Source organism: Peptoniphilus sp. HMSC075B08 (genome assembly GCF_001815405.1).
In the GTDB taxonomy this organism is placed as follows: domain Bacteria; phylum Bacillota; class Clostridia; order Tissierellales; family Peptoniphilaceae; genus Peptoniphilus_A; species Peptoniphilus_A harei.
Genome location: NZ_KV820456.1, coordinates 12,707 through 29,060, shown reverse-complemented (window position 1 = coordinate 29,060; position 16,354 = coordinate 12,707). Strand labels below are relative to the sequence as shown.

15 protein-coding genes are annotated in these 16,354 nt (G+C 34.4%); 3 read left to right on the top strand and 12 right to left on the bottom strand.

What is annotated here, in order from left to right; genetic code table 11:
- Nucleotides 1–980: 980 nt before the first annotated feature.
- From HMPREF3023_RS06315 to ftsE, 4 genes are read right to left on the bottom strand one after another with little or no spacing between them, the layout of a single operon-like run.
- The gene (locus HMPREF3023_RS06315) at nucleotides 981–2,150 is read right to left on the bottom strand and encodes a S41 family peptidase (protein ID WP_070701827.1); all 1,170 of its coding nucleotides are present in this window, start codon (nucleotides 2,148–2,150) and stop codon (nucleotides 981–983) included.
- Nucleotides 2,150–3,391 (bottom strand): murein hydrolase activator EnvC family protein, encoded by a 1,242-nt coding sequence (locus HMPREF3023_RS06310; protein ID WP_070701825.1) that lies wholly within the window; start codon nucleotides 3,389–3,391, stop codon nucleotides 2,150–2,152. Before HMPREF3023_RS06310 ends, HMPREF3023_RS06315 begins: the two co-directional genes overlap by 1 nt.
- A gap of 8 nt (nucleotides 3,392–3,399) precedes the next feature.
- The gene (gene ftsX, locus HMPREF3023_RS06305) at nucleotides 3,400–4,302 is read right to left on the bottom strand and encodes a permease-like cell division protein FtsX (protein ID WP_070701823.1); all 903 of its coding nucleotides are present in this window, start codon (nucleotides 4,300–4,302) and stop codon (nucleotides 3,400–3,402) included.
- Nucleotides 4,277–4,975 (bottom strand): cell division ATP-binding protein FtsE, encoded by a 699-nt coding sequence (gene ftsE, locus HMPREF3023_RS06300; protein ID WP_070701821.1) that lies wholly within the window; start codon nucleotides 4,973–4,975, stop codon nucleotides 4,277–4,279. The genes ftsX and ftsE overlap by 26 nt, the downstream gene beginning before the upstream one ends.
- Nucleotides 4,976–5,192: 217 nt before the next feature.
- Between ftsE and HMPREF3023_RS06295 the strand changes: the two genes are divergently transcribed.
- Complete coding sequence (locus HMPREF3023_RS06295) at nucleotides 5,193–6,377, top strand: coenzyme F420-0:L-glutamate ligase (RefSeq protein ID WP_070701819.1); 1,185 nt, start codon at nucleotides 5,193–5,195, stop codon at nucleotides 6,375–6,377.
- Nucleotides 6,378–6,806: 429 nt separating this feature from the next.
- On the opposite strand, the gene HMPREF3023_RS06290 is transcribed toward HMPREF3023_RS06295, so the two are convergent.
- On the bottom strand, nucleotides 6,807–7,073 hold the full coding sequence (locus HMPREF3023_RS06290) for a Veg family protein (protein WP_070701817.1): 267 nt from the start codon (nucleotides 7,071–7,073) through the stop codon (nucleotides 6,807–6,809).
- A 322-nt stretch (nucleotides 7,074–7,395) separates the two neighbouring features.
- Between HMPREF3023_RS06290 and mnmA the strand changes: the two genes are divergently transcribed.
- On the top strand, nucleotides 7,396–8,457 hold the full coding sequence (mnmA, locus tag HMPREF3023_RS06285; RefSeq protein WP_070701815.1) for a tRNA 2-thiouridine(34) synthase MnmA: 1,062 nt from the start codon (nucleotides 7,396–7,398) through the stop codon (nucleotides 8,455–8,457).
- A 15-nt stretch (nucleotides 8,458–8,472) separates the two neighbouring features.
- Nucleotides 8,473–9,108, top strand: a complete 636-nt coding sequence (locus HMPREF3023_RS06280) for a 50S ribosomal protein L25 (protein ID WP_070701813.1) — start codon at nucleotides 8,473–8,475, stop codon at nucleotides 9,106–9,108.
- A 121-nt stretch (nucleotides 9,109–9,229) separates the two neighbouring features.
- Here HMPREF3023_RS06280 and HMPREF3023_RS06275 read toward each other — a convergent pair whose 3' ends face one another.
- The 7 genes from HMPREF3023_RS06275 to HMPREF3023_RS06245 form a co-directional block, all read right to left on the bottom strand.
- A complete protein-coding gene (locus HMPREF3023_RS06275) occupies nucleotides 9,230–9,910 on the bottom strand; it encodes an HAD family hydrolase (protein ID WP_070701811.1) in 681 nt (226 codons plus the stop codon).
- An 83-nt stretch (nucleotides 9,911–9,993) separates the two neighbouring features.
- Nucleotides 9,994–11,196, bottom strand: coding sequence for an adenosylmethionine--8-amino-7-oxononanoate transaminase (bioA, locus tag HMPREF3023_RS06270; protein WP_070701809.1), 1,203 nt, complete (start codon nucleotides 11,194–11,196; stop codon nucleotides 9,994–9,996).
- Between the two features lie 15 nt (nucleotides 11,197–11,211).
- On the bottom strand, nucleotides 11,212–11,895 hold the full coding sequence (bioD, locus tag HMPREF3023_RS06265) for a dethiobiotin synthase (protein ID WP_070701807.1): 684 nt from the start codon (nucleotides 11,893–11,895) through the stop codon (nucleotides 11,212–11,214).
- Nucleotides 11,896–11,906: 11 nt separating this feature from the next.
- A complete protein-coding gene (locus HMPREF3023_RS06260) occupies nucleotides 11,907–12,461 on the bottom strand; it encodes a biotin transporter BioY (protein ID WP_070701805.1) in 555 nt (184 codons plus the stop codon).
- A gap of 260 nt (nucleotides 12,462–12,721) precedes the next feature.
- Nucleotides 12,722–13,573 (bottom strand): MerR family transcriptional regulator, encoded by an 852-nt coding sequence (locus tag HMPREF3023_RS06255; RefSeq protein ID WP_070701803.1) that lies wholly within the window; start codon nucleotides 13,571–13,573, stop codon nucleotides 12,722–12,724.
- Between the two features lie 108 nt (nucleotides 13,574–13,681).
- Nucleotides 13,682–14,164 (bottom strand): ferritin, encoded by a 483-nt coding sequence (locus tag HMPREF3023_RS06250; RefSeq protein ID WP_070701801.1) that lies wholly within the window; start codon nucleotides 14,162–14,164, stop codon nucleotides 13,682–13,684.
- 86 nt (nucleotides 14,165–14,250) lie between these two features.
- Complete coding sequence (locus tag HMPREF3023_RS06245) at nucleotides 14,251–16,353, bottom strand: MFS transporter (protein WP_070701799.1); 2,103 nt, start codon at nucleotides 16,351–16,353, stop codon at nucleotides 14,251–14,253.
- Nucleotide 16,354: the final 1 nt, after the last annotated feature.

The window sequence follows — 16,354 nt, the reverse complement described above, 5'->3', positions numbered from 1 at the left end:
TGGCAGGGGCCTTTGCCAACAACCCCGAGCGGAAGACAGCCTAAAATTCAAAACTCGTTAAGCTTATATTTTTTTAATTAGAAAACTTATCAGCCAAATAAGGTCATGTATTAATTACTCATAAGCTCAATCGCTTAACTCAAACAGTTGAATTTTTTAACGGCTGTCTTGCCTTACGGGGTTCTTAATACTTAGTGTGTGGTTTTACCTCTGCAGCGTTTCAAACTTATGTGCCCTTCCTTAACCAGTCCTCACAATTCTAGTAAATTTTTGCATTTAAAAAAGCTTAATAAATATCGATTAAGCTTTTGCTTTTTATGAGTTTCTATTTAATTGTGAGCTTATAATATTTTATGACTTTGTAAGGAACTAAAACTTCATAATAAGTTACGAGGTTATAAGCTTCCATGGCTTCATAAAGAACTACAACATCATACATAAGCAGTGAGCTAATCGAGTGCCCCAGCTTGTTGAAATTTTATGAGGGCGTAGCCTTTGCCAATACACTAAAAACTTATAAGGTAGTAAGCAAAAAGGCTGAAAGCGTTAAAAATTTTCAATGTTTGAACGTCAGTGAGTTTTTGAAAATTTAGCTGGAAGCCTTTTTGCGTATTATTGGGTCAGGCCCCTGCCAGGTCGTTGGGGGTGGTAAGGGGAGGTTTGGAGGGGACAAGGGCGGATCGAAACGCCCTAAGTCCCCTCCAAAAGAAGGATTAAAGCCTTAGGCTTTGGAAAACATTTTAAAGATAAATTTTTTATTAGATTCTAAAGACGGAGCCTTTAACTAAATACCTCACGATGCCCCTAGGCCCCTCCTTATTAAATTCGTAAAGCTAAGCTTTACAAAAACTTATTTAAAATAAAAAGCTTATCAAAAAATAAGAATTATAAAAGCGAAGCTTTTACTAAAACTTTTCACTAAAAAAGCAGCCTTTCTCTCGGCTGCTTTCATTTTTCTTAATTTTTATTTTACTAAAATTCTATTTTTCCTTTAATATCTCTAGGGCTTTTTGAAGTTGTGTATCTGTATCTTGATAGTCTATACCTATTCCCTTCACATCTTCTGGAAGGTCTACTTCCACGTCGGGCTCTACTCCCAATTTATTTATTGAGTCGCCACTTGGTGTGAAGTATTCTGATGTTGTCAGTTTTAATCCGTCTCCTTCTGGCAAAGCAATTACATTTTGAACTACTCCCTTGCCATAGGTTTTTTTGCCAACAATTTTTGCCCTATCTAGGTCACTTATTGCTCCTGCCAAAATTTCTGAGGCTGATGCTGATCCTTCGTTGACGAGGACTACCATCTTGATGTCATTGTACTTGTCATCTGTCTTGTAGTCTTCTATGACTTCTCCCTTGTTGTTTTTCAAGGTTACAAAGCTTGTCTTTGGAAGTATTGCGTCTCCAATTTCATAGGCAGCGTCAACTACTCCTCCAGGGTTCCCCCTCATGTCTAGGACTATCCCCTTAACTCCCTCGTCAGTGAGTTCTTGTAAAACTTTTTTGAAGTCCTTACCTGTCTCTTCGTCAAACATTGTTATGCCAATGTAGCCATAGTCTCCAATTTTATTTTTTAAGACAGAGTCTATTTTTATCTCTTCTCTTTTGATTTCAACTTCTTCTGTCTTTAAGTTTTTCTTTTTTAAAAGTAAAATCTTGACACTTGTTCCTGCTTGACCACGCATCTCCTTTGAGGCTTGATCAATTTTTTCTGCTGAGAAGTCCTTGCCATTGATTTTTAAAATCTTATCTCCAGATTCAACTCCAGCTCTATCAGCTGGCGATCCCTTTATTGGCGAAACTACAGTTACACTTCCATCTTCTGCAGGAGAAATTATAACTCCAACACCTTGAAACTTGCCCGTAGTTTGCTCAGACAATTTTTTCATTTCATCTTTTGTAAGATATTGTGAATAAGGATCTTCTAACCCTGCAACTAATCCCTTTAAGATTCCTGCCTCAAGATTTTCTTCTTTTATATCCTTATTGTAAAGATAATTTTCTTTTAAATATTTCTCAAGAAGAACTACCTTTCCAAAGTTTTCATTTGTTCCTAAAATGCTTTTTACTGTGTATATTCTCGTAACAACAGCAGTTGCCAATATTAAAATTGCAACTGCTGCCACTTTTAAAAATTTATTCTTTTTCATTATACATATCCCAATGGATTTACTGGTGATCCATTTACCCTAACTTCGAAGTGAAGGTGAGGTCCTGTGGATAGACCTGTTGAACCTACAAAGGCTACAACATCTCCTGCTGATACAGAGTCACCTACTGACTTATTAAGTGCAGAACAGTGAGCGTAAACTGTAACAGTATCACCGTGATCAATCATAATAACATTTCCATATCCACTCATAAGTCTTGATAAAATTACTGTACCTGACTTAGCAGCAACTATAGGTGTTCCACTTGGTGCTGGTATATCTACACCTGAGTGGAATTTAGAATAACCTAAGATAGGGTGAGTTCTATAGCCAAATGGTGATGATATTGAGTAGTGACCTGGAACTGGCCAAGTATATGCTTGTCCATCTCTTGGTCTTGATGCAACGCTTATGTTGCTGTTAACTCTATTTGTCCTGTTTGCTGAAGCTCTTTCAGCCCTCTTCTTAGCTTCTTCTTCTCTTTTCTTTTGGACTTCAATTTCTTTTTGAAGTTTTAAAATTTCAAGGTCTAGGTTTTGCCAGTCTGATTGAGCCTTTTCAAATTCAATCTTGTAAGCATCAATGTTTTTTTCAAGAACTTTCATGTACTCATTCTTTGCATTAACTGCATCTTGGTAGCCTTGTCTTTCAGACTCAACTTCTGCCTTAGTAACTGTAACTTTTTCTCTATCAACTTTTAATCTTTCTTCAGTCTTTTTTATTGTGTCAATTTGAGTTTTTATGTACTCAATAAGTTCTCTGTCAGCCTTTGCGATTGAAGAAATAATTTCGTTGTTTCTAAGTAATTCTTCTATATCCTTTGAGTTTAATAAAACTTCAATATAGTTGACATTGCCCCTCTTATACATTTCTCTAAGTCTTGATCTTAGGGATTTTGTATTGGCTTCAAGGTTAGCTTGAGCTTCTTCCAATTTTTTTTGGTTAGCAGCAATATCTTGATTTAATTTATTTATTTCTTTTTCAAGAGATGAAATTTTGTTAGACTTCTCTTGAATCTTTGCATCAAGGCTTGCTATTTCATCAGTAACAGACTTTTTTTCTGATTCCGTATTAGAAATATTAGCCTTTTGCTCCTTAATTTTTGAATTAACCTGTTTTCTTTGTTCAATTTTTTTATCTTTTTCAATAGTTAGACTCTTAGAAGACTTGGCAAAACTTGCACTTGGAGCCGCCATTATGGCAGCAAGGCAAATTGCAAGAATCTTTCTCTTACTATACATTCTTTCACCTACACATCTAAAAACTTTTTAGTTGAGAATAGGGATCCAAAAAATCCAATTCCAACTCCAATGCATAAAAACATTATATACAAGTCAGTCCTAACAGACAAGGCACTTATCATATCCACGCCTGTGATATCGTTAAGTTGGGGATTTAACCTATCAAATATTATTACGTAAAGTCTCAGTGTCAAAAATCCCGAAAGGGCTGAACCTAGAATTCCGAAAATAATTCCATTTATTAAGAAGGGTCCTCTTATATAAGTATTAGTTGCTCCAACATACTTCATTATGTTTATTTCCTTTTCCATGTTTGAAATTGCAATCTTAATTGTATTGTGAATAATTAAAATTGAAATTAAAACTAGGATTAGGACAATTGCTGCTCCCACATACTTAACTCCATTTTGAAGTTTCATCATTTGAGTGACAAAGTCATAATAATAATTGTGGTCTTCAACAATTGGAAGGTCCTTGTACTTATCTTCAATTTCCTTTCCATAGGAAAGTTCCTTCATTTCTACTGTAATGGAAGCTGGTAGGGGATTCCCTCCAGGAATATTTTCTAAAATTGTGGAGTTTTCTCCAAAACCTTCTTTAAACTCTTCTAGAGCTTCTTCTTTAGATACATAGGAAACTTTTTTTACCTTTTTATTGCCGTCAAGTTCATCGATAAATTCATTTACATCCTTGGGGTTTACATCATCCTTTAAGAAAAATACAACTTTATCGAGCTTTTCTCCTGTTTGATAGACCATTCCATTTATATTTAGAATCATAAGTATAACTACACCAAAAAGTGTGAGCATAGCTGTAATAGAAATTACAGAAGTAAAGGACATAGTCTTATTTCGCCAAAGACTGGAGAAGGATTCTCTCAAAAGATTAAAGAACTGTCTTATTGCCTTCATAATAACCTCCTTCTCTTATATCCGAAACAATGGAACCATTATCTAGGGTAACAACTCTCTTATTAAATTTATCTACAATATTAACTGCGTGAGTTGCCATAATAATTGTCTTGCCATCGTCGTTAATGTTTTTAAGGGCAGACATAATATCCCAGGCAGTGGACTCGTCAAGGTTACCTGTTGGCTCATCACAAACTAGATAAGGAGCATCGTTTACAATTGCTCTTGCAATGGCAACCCTTTGTGATTCTCCACCAGAAAGTTCTGATGGATAGTCCTTTACCTTGTCACTTAAGTTTACAAGATCAAGTGCATATTCCACTTTTTTATTAATTTCTTTTTTTGATTCTCCAAGAATTTCTAGAGCAAAGGCCACATTTTCAAAAACGGTCTTTTTTTCTAAAAGTCTGAAGTCTTGGAAGACAACAGAGATATTCCTCCTAAGTTTAGGAATCATATATTTTGAAATTTTAGTTATGTCATCGTCGCCAATAAAAATCTTTCCACGATTTACCTTCTCTTCTCTAATGAGGAGCTTTATCATAGTAGATTTTCCAGCACCTGATGGACCAACTAAGAAAACAAAATCTCCGCGAGGCACTTCAATATTTATATTAGAAAGTGCAGCAACGCCGTTGTTGTATTCCTTATATACATTTTCAAATTTTATCATAAAAACACCTTTCTATAATCTTAATCAATTATATTACAAAGCGGTTACAAATGTACAGTCCTTTTGTTAATTTTCCCAATTAACCTCACAATATAGTAATATTTTTAAGACTTAAAAGCAAATTTATAAAAATAAATTAAAAAATATTTTACATTTCTTTACACTTCGTGTATAATTTTGAAGTAAAAAAGTAATTTATTTAAATGTAGGAGGAATTATGCAAAGATACATTGGTACAGTAGTACGTGGAATCCGTACACCTATTGTAAAAAGTGGAGACAATCTAGTAAATATTGTCGTTGATTCCCTAGGAAAAGCTCTTGAATCAGAAAATATTTCTGTTAGAGATAAGGATATTGTTGCAGTAACTGAATCTCTAGTTGCTAGAGCTCAAAATAACTATGCAACAATTGATGATATTGCAGAAGATATTAATAAAAAATTCGACAAGGAAATCGGAATTGTGTTCCCAATCCTTAGCCGTAACAGATTTTCAACAATCCTTAGAGGAATTGCAAAATCAGGAAAAAAAGTACATTTTCTCTTCTCCTACCCATCTGACGAAGTTGGAAATTCACTAATGGATCCAAGTCTTCTTTATGAAGCAAAGATAAATCCATTTGCAGATGTCCTAGAAGAAAAAGATTACAGAAGAATCTTTGGCGAAGAAGTTAAACACGAATTCACAGGAATTGATTATGTGACACTTTACAAGGAAATTTGTGGTGGTAACTGCGAAATCCACTTCTCAAATGATCCTAAGACTATCTTAAACTACACAGACGAAGTTCTTATTGGATCAACTCACACAAGATTTTCAATAAAAAGACTTTTAAAAGACGAAGGAGCAAAAGTTGTTCTTGGTCTTGACGATATATTAAATGAATCCATCAACGGAAGTGGCTACAACGAAAAGTTTGGTCTACTTGGCTCAAACTTTGCATCTGACACAAGATTAAAATTGTTCCCAAGAGATGGAGAAACTTTTGTAAATGAAGTTCAAAAGAAATTAATCGAAAAATACAACAAGCAAGTTGAAGTTATGATCTACGGCGACGGTGCCTTCAAAGATCCAGTGGGAAAAATCTGGGAACTTGCAGATCCAGTTGTATCACCTGCCCACACTGATGGACTTGCTGGCCAACCAAGCGAACTTAAGATCAAATACATTGCAGACACTGACCTAAAGGATATGGATACTGAACACGCAACTGCTGCTATGAAAGAAAAAATCTCTCACAAGAACAAAGACCTTGTTGGTAAAGACGAAACTCTTGGAACTACTCCAAGAAGAATTACTGACTTACTTGGAAGTCTCTGTGACCTTACAAGTGGTTCAGGAGACAAGGGTACTCCAGTAGTTTATATCCAAGGTTACTTCGATAACTTTGCAAGTGAATAATATATAAAATTTATGCCACCCATGAGGGTGGCTTTTTTCTTACAGACTTTTAATTTTTGATTAAATTCTTTTTTCATCTCTATCACGTTTTTAATCCTTTACTTTCTCTAAAAACTTATTAACTTATTCTTATCCTACTTCTATTTAGTAAAACTCTTACTATAACTCAAGAATTTCTTTCTATAATATAAATTAAATCTAATAAACTTTCCTAAGATATTACTCAAATTTTTACGACTTCACAATCTTTTACTACTTCATAAAAAATTGTAACTCTATAATAAATTTTTAATTCATAGGACTTTTTCGCTTAAAAATAATAAAAACATTCTCTAATAATAAAAATAATCTAGCACAAGGATAAATAAATTTTTGCAATAAAAAAACAGGTGTCATAAACACCTGCCACATTTCTAATATAAAAAGATTTTATGAAATCATCTTTGCGTCTTTATATGTTACATCTTCATCTAAAACTGTAACTTGAACTGTTGATGTCAAAACGTCAGAATAAGTGTAACTTGCTGTCACTAATTCTTCTCCGTTAAAAACCTCAAGTACAAAAAGACTTGGGTAAGTTGCCTTTAGAATTCCCTTTCTAGTTACAATTTTTTTCCTGCCCTTGTTGGCCCTTACGATAACTTTCTTTCCTATGTGGTTTTCAAGTTCTTTCTTGATTATTTGCATTTGATTCATTCGATACCCATTCCTTCCAGACCTATTAATATTGATTAATTATACATTAAAAAAGTCCTCTTGTCAAATAAATCTATAATTTTACTCCATAAAAAAAACTTTGTCAATAAAATTTTACAAGAAATTTTATAATAAGTTAAAAATATTTTTATGACCTTTAGAATAAACTAACAATATTTTTTACACGTTAAATTTTTTTACATAATTTTTTTATTTCTTTCTTCAAATGCCTTGCAAACTTGTATTTTCTTAAATAAAGGTGGATTTTTCTAAACAACTATTGTATAATTATGTATTGTTATTGAGTGGATTGGAGGTATTGATGCAAGAAAAGAAAAAAGTCATTCTTGGAATGAGTGGCGGTGTTGATTCATCTGTCTCTGCAATTCTTTTAAAGGAAGCTGGCTACGACGTTACAGCAGTCTTTATGAGGAACTGGGCAGAAGATGATGGCATGTGCACTGCCCGAGAAGATTATATAGATGTTGTCTCTGTATGCTCTCAGCTTGGCATTAAATATTTTACTGTCAACTTTGAAAAAGAGTATAGAGATAGGGTTTTTTCTTATTTCCTAAGTGAATATAAAAAAGGCAGAACTCCAAATCCAGATGTTATGTGCAATACTGAAATAAAATTCAAGGCCTTCCTTGACTATGCAATGGATTTTGATGCTGATTATATTGCTATGGGTCACTATGCCAGGACTAAAAAAGTTGATGGCAAGACTTACCTCTTAAAGGGCTTAGATAATAATAAGGATCAATCCTACTTTTTATCAAGAGTTAAGTCAGAAGCACTTGAAAAAACTCTCTTCCCTGTTGGTGATTTAACTAAGGATGAAGTAAGGCGCATCGCAGAAAAATATGAACTCTCTACTGCTTCTAAGAAGGATTCGACTGGAATCTGTTTTATTGGAGAAAGAGATTTCAATGAGTTTTTAGATCAATTTCTATTTACCAAGCCCGGTAAAATTGTGGACGAAAAGGGCAAGGTATTGGGAGAACACTCTGGCCTTATGCACTACACTATTGGTCAAAGGCGTGGAATTGGCATTGGTGGCGTAGGAAGTGGAGAACCCTTCTTCGTTGCTGATAAGGATTTAAAAAACAATCTTTTAATTGTGGCTCAAGGGATTAACAACCCCGTTCTTTATAAGGACGAGTTTGAAGTGGAAGATATTTTCTGGATTACAGAAAATCCTTCTCTTCCAGTGGACTTATCTGTTAAAATAAGATACAGGGCAAATGATCAGGCTGCCACATTGGAAAAAGTAAATGATAAATATGTTGTTAAACTGAAAAAACCACTTAAGGGTGTCACACCTGGTCAAGTGTGTGTTTTTTATCAAGGCGATGTTTGTCTTGGTTCAGGTATTATAAAATAATTTTTGGAGGTATATATGAAACTAGTTTTAAACAAAAGAGATGCTAAGGGTAAAAACAAAGTTGATAAACTTAGAGCAAATGGTGAAATCCCAGGAGTTCTTTACTCAAAGGGTAATGAAGCAAGAATGGTAAGTGGTCTTGAAAAAGATCTTCTAAAAGCCTATAGCGAAGAAGGATACTCAAATATTTTCGAAATCGAACTTGATGGTGAAACTGTATCTGTACTTTTCAAGGAAGTTCAAATGCACCACATTAAAAATGCTATGGTTCACTTTGACCTATACGAAATCGACATGAACACTGAAATCACTGTTGAAGTACCAGTTATTCTTGAAGGTAGAGATGAAGTAAGAGTTCAACCTTCTTCATTAATCCAAGTACTAAACGAAATCACTGTTACTTGTCTACCAAAATATCTTCCATCTGAAGCTGTTGTAAATGTTGTTGAAATGCAAATTGGTGAAGCTAAGACAATTGCTGACCTTGACATTTATGGTGACGAAAACATCAAGATTGAACACTTCGAAGCAGATGAAGCTGTTGCAACTCTTGTTGAACCAACTGAAGAAGAACCAGAAGAAGAAGCAGAAGAAGTTTCTGCAGAAGTTCCTACTGTTTCTGAAACTGAAGAAAAAGAAGAAGAAGAATAATTTTAAATATTATAAAAAGGGCTCGTGGAGCCCTTATTTTTTTGCCCTAAATTAGGGCTTATTTATTTTTTATAAACTTCTTAAATTATATTTCTAAAATTTTAATAATCTTTTTATAAGCCTACAAGAATTTCAAAATTTCACTTGGATTATCAATTATATTATCTGTGTAGGCTTCTAGCATTTCTCTTGACCCAGTCCCACAGAGGACTCCTATTTTCACTGTGTTTTCTCCAAAAACCATATCAACCCTTGAGTCGCCAACAATTATTATTTCTTGGTCCTTAAGAGAATACTTATCTTTAAATACTTCGAGGCTCTCTCTATTTGGCTTCTTCTCATAAATATCTGCAGCTGCATAAAAATCTATAAAGGAATCAAGATTTAAGTACTCCATAGAATACTTGGCCTGCCTATAGTTGTCCGATGTGAAAATCCCAATTAAGATATCCTTAGATTTTAAAATTTCAAAAAGACTTTTTAAGTCACAGGTTTCCCTTATAAAATTATTATTTTCCTTTAAATAATTTAAGAGGTGGTCATCAATCTCCTTATAAATTTCCCCTAAGTCTTCGTCAAGGTACTTAGAAAAAATTATTGCCAGGTCCATAGCAGTTTCTGATGAAAGAATAGAATTTTCCTCTACCCCACCATCTTCTCTTATGCCAATTTCCTTAAAAAGTTTTTTCTTTTTATCCTCATCTATGTTTTTTTCTTCCAAAAATTCTACAATAGAATCTACCCATCCATCTGTATATTCCAGGAGGGTCCCATCCTTGTCAAATAATATTGCTTTTATCATCTCTGTTCCTTTCCAATAGTTTTATGTAAATTATAGCCCAAATTTATACAAAAGAAAAAGCCCTGGATTCCAGGGCCAAAATTTTATTTATTTTCAAACCATTCTTTCATAGTTCTCATTACTTTTCTAAGTTCTTCTTCTGTGATGACATAGGGAACCATGGAGTAAATGTATTTCACAAAAGGCCTTGAGAAGACTCCTCTTTCATAGGCAAATTCTTGGAAGCCTTCTATGTCCTTGCCGTCTTTAACTTCAATGCAGACGCAGGCTCCCATAATTCTCACTTCTTCAATTTTTTCATGAGTGAAGCCTTCCATCTCTTCTCTTTCGATTTCTTCAATCCTCTTGATCTTGCTCATAAAATCTTCTTCTTGGAAGATTTCAAGGCACTTGGATCCAACGGCACAAGCTAGTGGATTTCCCATAAAGGTCGGCCCATGCATAAGGGCATGTCTTGGGTCGTCATCATAAAAGGCATCGAAGACCTTCTTGTTGGCAACTGTAGCTGCATGACCAAGGTAGCCACCTGTTAGGGCCTTGCCAAGACATATAATATCTGGTAGGACTAGGTCTGCCACAAATCTATGACCAGTTCTTCCAAAGCCTGTTGCTACTTCGTCAAAGATAAGCAATACATTGTGCTCATCGCAAAGTTCTCTTGCTCTTTCTAAGAAAGAAATGTCATACATCCTCATGCCACCAGCTCCTTGTAAGAGTGGTTCAACTATAAAGGAGTTTAGCTTGTCCCCATATTTTTCAAAAGCTTCTTCAAGGGCATCAATTTCTGTTGGAATGTTTACAACATACTTGCTCTTGCCATAGGCTTCTAGGACAAAATGATAGTCTTCGTCGTCACCCACCTCCATAGTCTTAAAGGTATCTCCATGGTAGGCATTGGATAGGGCAAGTATCATGGTCCTGTCACTTTCTCCCTTGTTCATGTAGTATTGAAGGGCCATCTTTAGGGCGACCTCTACTGCCACAGAACCTGAGTCGGAGAAGAAGGGATAGTCCAAGTCTCCTGGCAAAAATTCCTTTAACTGGTTGGAAAGTCTTTCCACTGGCTCGTGAGTTAGGCCACCAAGCATAACGTGAGAAAATTTCTTAACTTGATCTATTAGGGCTTCATTTATTTTTTCATTTTTATAGCCGTAAATTGTTGACCACCAAGATGAAACTGAGTCAATCATGTCATTGTCTTCTGTATAAAGGTGGACTCCCTTAGCATCTATGACCTTGTAAGGTGGCTTCATAGTTTTTAGTTGTTCATATGGATACCAAATCATTTTATATCTTAACTCCTATTCGTAAATTGCTTTTAGCTTTTCAACATCAATGTCCAAGTCCTTGTCGCCCTTCTTGACACAAGCTAAGACTTCAAGACCTGACATACGCTCGCACATTTTTATATTGTCCTCTTGCATGACATCTCCTGGTATAAAGTTGTTGAAGATTATACCCTTGACCTTCATTCCCTTTTCCTTCATATAAAAGGCTGTCAAGACCACATTATTTATAGTCCCAAGTCCTGCATCAGCAACAATAATAGTAGAAAGATTTGCTTTCTTTATGAAGTCTTCTAAATAAATCTCTTGATCATCAAATCTTAAGGGACAAAGAATTCCACCAGACCCTTCAAGAGTTATGTAGTCGTACTTGTCCTTTAGGTCCTCAAATTTTTCTATTGCATAATCAAGATCTATTGGATTGCCTTCTATTTGTGCAGCTAAGTGAGGAGAGTAGGCGTGTTCATAAACGTAGTGACACATTTCTTCAAGAGGCTGATCAATTCCTCCAAACTCTTTTACAAATTTCGCATCACCAGGTATGAGCTTTCCATCATCATCCTTGTCATTTCCACTCATGGCAGCCTTATAGTAGGCAGACTTTTCTCCTGCTTCGTGAAGTTTCTTCACTAGAAGACCAGCTACATAGGTCTTTCCAATTTCTGTTCCTGTTCCTGTTACAAAAATATTTTTACTCATTTTTTTCTCCTTTAGTTATAAGCCTTGTTAATCACTGGAATTAATCTCTTGCCAAGAAAGGCGCCTAAAAAGCACAAGACAATGTCCCCTGGCACTGCAAGTAAGAAGCAATAAATAATAATTGCCTTAACTCCAATTGGCGATCCTAAATAAAAATTGCTAATAAAATAATAGTAAACCATGCCCAAAATATAAACTATGGCGAGTCCCACAAAGTTTGCCTTGAGAAGTCTCTTCATATCAGGTATCTTGTCCTTGTTTGCAATCTTGCCCGTAGCATAAGCACCAAAGGCAAAACCAATTATGTAACCAAAAGATGGCTTAAGGACATAGGCAAAGCCTCCACCTTCAGTAAAGACTGGAAGACCTATAAGACCCAAGATTATGTAAACAAGGACTGCTGTAGCACCAAGCTCTGGCCCCAACAAAAGACCTGCAAGCATGGTAAATAAAAGTTGCAGGGTAAAGGGCAAGACTGGTATAGGGACTCTTATAAAGGTTCCCACAATAATAAGGGCAACAAATAGTGAACACATCACCAAGTCTCTCGCTTTTAAATTTTTCACACTAACCTCCAAAATTTTATTAGTAAACAATTACTTTAAATAAGTTAACATTTTCCTCTTTGTTTGTCAACTTATAAATTTTTATAGTTAACCTCGCTTTTCTTACTTAATATTATTCTATTTCTTAAAAATCATTTTTAAAAAATAAAAAATTTACTTAATCCCAATTCCAATTCAGATAAAAATAAAAAATCCCATCTCATTAATATGAAATAGGATTTAAAATTCTCACTTTATAAAATTTTTCTCACTTTATAAAATTATTTATTTCTTTCACTTAAAAATTTTTCATTGGCTTCCAGAAGTTTTTTGTAATAGGCATCATAAGAAGGCGATATTTTTCTAATCAAAGGGATAACTAAGTCATAATAATTATTTTCTACCATATAAGTTCGTATCTTGTCAGAAATTTTTTTGACCTCACTTGACTTATAATCTTCACTCTCTTTAAAGTCTTCATAAGCCTTGACCTTGTCCCTATTATCTTCCATCCATTCCTCGTAATTATAGGCAGCTTGGATCTTTACCTGGTTAATAGCTTCTAAATCTTCTAAGTCAAAGTCCCTGGTCATCCTTTCAATATAGGCCTTCTCTTCATCTGTAAAATTAAATTCTGGCAGAGAGTCCAAGATTTTTATAAGTTCATTAAAGGCAGGTTCTTGATCTTCTCCTAGCTTGTCCCCTAGGAAGGGCTTGTAGGAAATAAAGAAAATCTGGCCAAAGTATCCAGGGAAAACTCTTGTGAGTCTTTCATATATGGTCTCTTTCTTTTCTAAATCTTCAAGCTCTTTAGATACTTCTTCTAAGTCATGTGATTTAATTAGCCTTTCTAATAAGTTCTTCTTAGCCTCTTCAAGTTCAAGTCGATACTGACGGTCTCTTAAAATGCTCCCAAGGTCTTCTTCCTTCGAATCTAAAATATTTTTTATTTCAGAAATACTGAGACCCAACTTCCTATATATAGAAATTTTTAAAAGCTTCTTCACGTCATCTTGTGAGTAAGCCCTATAATTATTTTCTCCCTTATGAGGTCTTATTAGTCCCTTGTCTTCATAATATAAAATTGCCTTCCTAGTTAAGCCAGTAATTTTTTCCACTTCACTTCGCTTCATAATCCACCTCCATGTATAAGATAAGCCTGCCCCCTGTGGTCAAGTCAATAGCTTTTAATTACATAAAAAAAGATACCCCTAAGGGTATCTCTTAAAATTAATTTTAAATTATCTTCTACCAAGTTCTGCATCGTAGATATAAAGTCCAGACCAACTTTCGTTAATTCTTTCAAGTCTTTCAACGATGTCTCTAAAGTTATCTTCTTCTTCAACTTGTTCGTCAACATACCATTGTAGAAGTGAAGTAACTCTGTGGTCGTTTTCTTCTACAGAAAGGTCTACAAGATCGTGAATTCTTCTTGTAACTTCTTTTTCGTGTTCTAATGCAGTCTTAAATGTTTCTGTGAAAGTACCAAATTCAGTTTCAGGTTTATCAATTCCTTCAAGGTCTGGTCTTACATCAATTTCAAATAAGAATCTTCTTAATTTTTCAGCATGTTCAAATTCTTCTTCTGCTTGTTTGTTAAAGAAGTGAGCAAATCCGCTCATGCCCTTGTCTTCAACATAGTTTGCCATTGAATAATAAATATATCCTGATTCAACTTCGAAATTGTATTGTTCAATAAGTCCTTTAATTAGTTTACTTTCCATTATTAAAAACCTCCAAGTTTTATATTTTCATTTTAAGCTCATCGCTTCTATTCTTAAGTTACCCAGGAAGATTATTTCTAAACAATTTATTTTAAAATTCCTATATTATCTATAGAGATTTTAATATTATTTTTAAATTTGAATTCCAGCTTATTTATCTCATCTGTATTTAAATTAGAATTTTGTTTTTTAAAGTCTTCTAGTGGGATTATAAGGGTTTGCGGTCCAAACCTTTCATAATAATCGTCATCAAGATAGTCAGTTTTGTAGAGATAGGACCTTGTCATTGGTATAAGTTTTTTATAATCACTTAAGCTTAAAGTAGAAGCATTGCCCCAAGTATCTTGGATTTCTAAATCAATATCTCCTTCTATCTCTTCAAAGTTTAAATTTTCTATATCAAATTGTAAAAACTTTCCACTAGGAATTTTTTCTGTAAACCTCAAGGAGTAAGTTGAATTTTTATTTGCATCAATAAAAACCCCTGTAGTCTTAGAATTTTTTTCTCCATAATCGTGGCTATCTTCATAAATTTTTGCCAAGTTGGAGAAATTTATTATTCCTCCGGGGATTGATGTCGTAGTTATGTCATAGTCCTCTTCAAAGTCTGCAAGTTTTATAAAATCCGAATCCATATACCTTGTGTAGTAATTTGTCTCTGGAAGGTCGCCGTACTTGTAAGGACCTTCTTTAAATATTTCCCTGTTATAAGTTTTGCCAAAGACATTTTCCAAGAAGTTGAGTGTGTAGATCGAAAGGATCTCTCTTTGCTTATTACCATCAAGAAGTTCCTTCCTGTTTAAGAAGAGTCCTTCACCTGGATCTGCATCAAAGTCTCCCCAAAGTTTGTTGAAGTTGCCGTGGTTGGCATATCCAAGATAGACTCCCGCCTTAAAATTATCTTTCTCACCAGAGAAAATTACATTGTCATATAGGAGCATGCCCTCGAATCCATCAACATCTGCGTCATTTGTCCCAGCAATAGTCAAGTAATTTACATCTCTTAAAATTAAATTTTTGCCACCTGGTTTGTATTGATTATAAGTTGGTGCAACACTTATTATTCCCTTGATGTCAAAGTCATACTTGTGAGAAATTTTTCCATCATCTGGATGAAACTTAAGTTCATTAAAGTTATAGGCAACGGCTGCTGCCTCTCCACCTCTTGAGTGACCCATTAGGGCAATATTATTTTTATCAAATCTCTTGTAAAGAACACTGTCTTTATTCCTATTTCTCTTAAAGATATTTTCCATATTTTCAAGAAGAAGAACTGCCCTTGCATCATTTTCATTTCCAAGACCATAAGACATAAATCCATTTAACATGTTCATGTCCACAGAAACCATGGCTATCCCCCTCTTAGCAAGATAGTGACCAAGGTAGTCATAACCAAGATAGTTTTTGGTTGTGAACCTGTGGTTACCATGGGCTACAAATAAGACTGGGGCATTCTCCAAGTCTTTTGGAGCGTATATCCTTCCCTTGACTTCTGTCTTGTTAAGACCCTTGCCAAAGAACTTGTCCCTTATTTTTTTTGTTCTGCCAGAATAATAAACAAAGTCTCTTAAGTTTACTGGGTCGGCTTCATAGTCAATGACTTCTACCTTATATCTCTCTGCCTTGCCGGCAATTTTATTTTTTTCTCCCTCAATTTTATAAATTTCTCCAGAATCAAAACCTGGGAAGACCATAAAATATATTGAAGCACCCAAGATTATTCCACTTGGTATTAAAAATAAAAGCGCCAATTTTTTCTTATTTCTCCCAAAAGAAATTAAAGATTTTGAAAAAGTCACAAGGACTATAAAGGCTGCAGCAATAAAAATAATTTCAAAATAGTCTATGTCTACATAATAAAGGCACTCATCATAAAAATATTTTAAGCCCCAAATAATCATCCCATAGATTGCAAGATTTTTTGCCCTAACTCTTTTTAAAAGCAAAAATCCTATTTTTAAAACTTGCCAAATAAGAAAGTAGGCAAGATAAAATAAGACTGCAAGACCTAAGAAAGCCAGGCTCTTCGGCATATTAAAGTCCGAAATATAGTAATAAAAAAAGGTGGCAGAAAATAAAGATATTATTGCCACCATTATAAGGGCAAAGCCATTGGCCCTGCCAAAATGTCTCTTAAAAAAATTATTAATTTTATTGGAAATTTTAACTAAAAAATTATTTATCTTCATA

Bases quoted from the DNA above. Each gene is read 5' to 3' on its own strand.
- HMPREF3023_RS06315 (WP_070701827.1), bottom strand. From the start codon at position 2,150: ATGAAAAAGAATAAATTTTTAAAAGTGGCAGCAGTTGCAATTTTAATA.
- HMPREF3023_RS06310 (WP_070701825.1), bottom strand. From the start codon at position 3,391: ATGTATAGTAAGAGAAAGATTCTTGCAATTTGCCTTGCTGCCATAATG.
- ftsX (WP_070701823.1), bottom strand. From the start codon at position 4,302: ATGAAGGCAATAAGACAGTTCTTTAATCTTTTGAGAGAATCCTTCTCC.
- ftsE (WP_070701821.1), bottom strand. From the start codon at position 4,975: ATGATAAAATTTGAAAATGTATATAAGGAATACAACAACGGCGTTGCT.
- HMPREF3023_RS06295 (WP_070701819.1), top strand. From the start codon at position 5,193: ATGCAAAGATACATTGGTACAGTAGTACGTGGAATCCGTACACCTATT.
- HMPREF3023_RS06290 (WP_070701817.1), bottom strand. From the start codon at position 7,073: ATGAATCAAATGCAAATAATCAAGAAAGAACTTGAAAACCACATAGGA.
- mnmA (WP_070701815.1), top strand. From the start codon at position 7,396: ATGCAAGAAAAGAAAAAAGTCATTCTTGGAATGAGTGGCGGTGTTGAT.
- HMPREF3023_RS06280 (WP_070701813.1), top strand. From the start codon at position 8,473: ATGAAACTAGTTTTAAACAAAAGAGATGCTAAGGGTAAAAACAAAGTT.
- HMPREF3023_RS06275 (WP_070701811.1), bottom strand. From the start codon at position 9,910: ATGATAAAAGCAATATTATTTGACAAGGATGGGACCCTCCTGGAATAT.
- bioA (WP_070701809.1), bottom strand. From the start codon at position 11,196: ATGATTTGGTATCCATATGAACAACTAAAAACTATGAAGCCACCTTAC.
- bioD (WP_070701807.1), bottom strand. From the start codon at position 11,895: ATGAGTAAAAATATTTTTGTAACAGGAACAGGAACAGAAATTGGAAAG.
- HMPREF3023_RS06255 (WP_070701803.1), bottom strand. From the start codon at position 13,573: ATGAAGCGAAGTGAAGTGGAAAAAATTACTGGCTTAACTAGGAAGGCA.
- HMPREF3023_RS06250 (WP_070701801.1), bottom strand. From the start codon at position 14,164: ATGGAAAGTAAACTAATTAAAGGACTTATTGAACAATACAATTTCGAA.
- HMPREF3023_RS06245 (WP_070701799.1), bottom strand. From the start codon at position 16,353: ATGAAGATAAATAATTTTTTAGTTAAAATTTCCAATAAAATTAATAAT.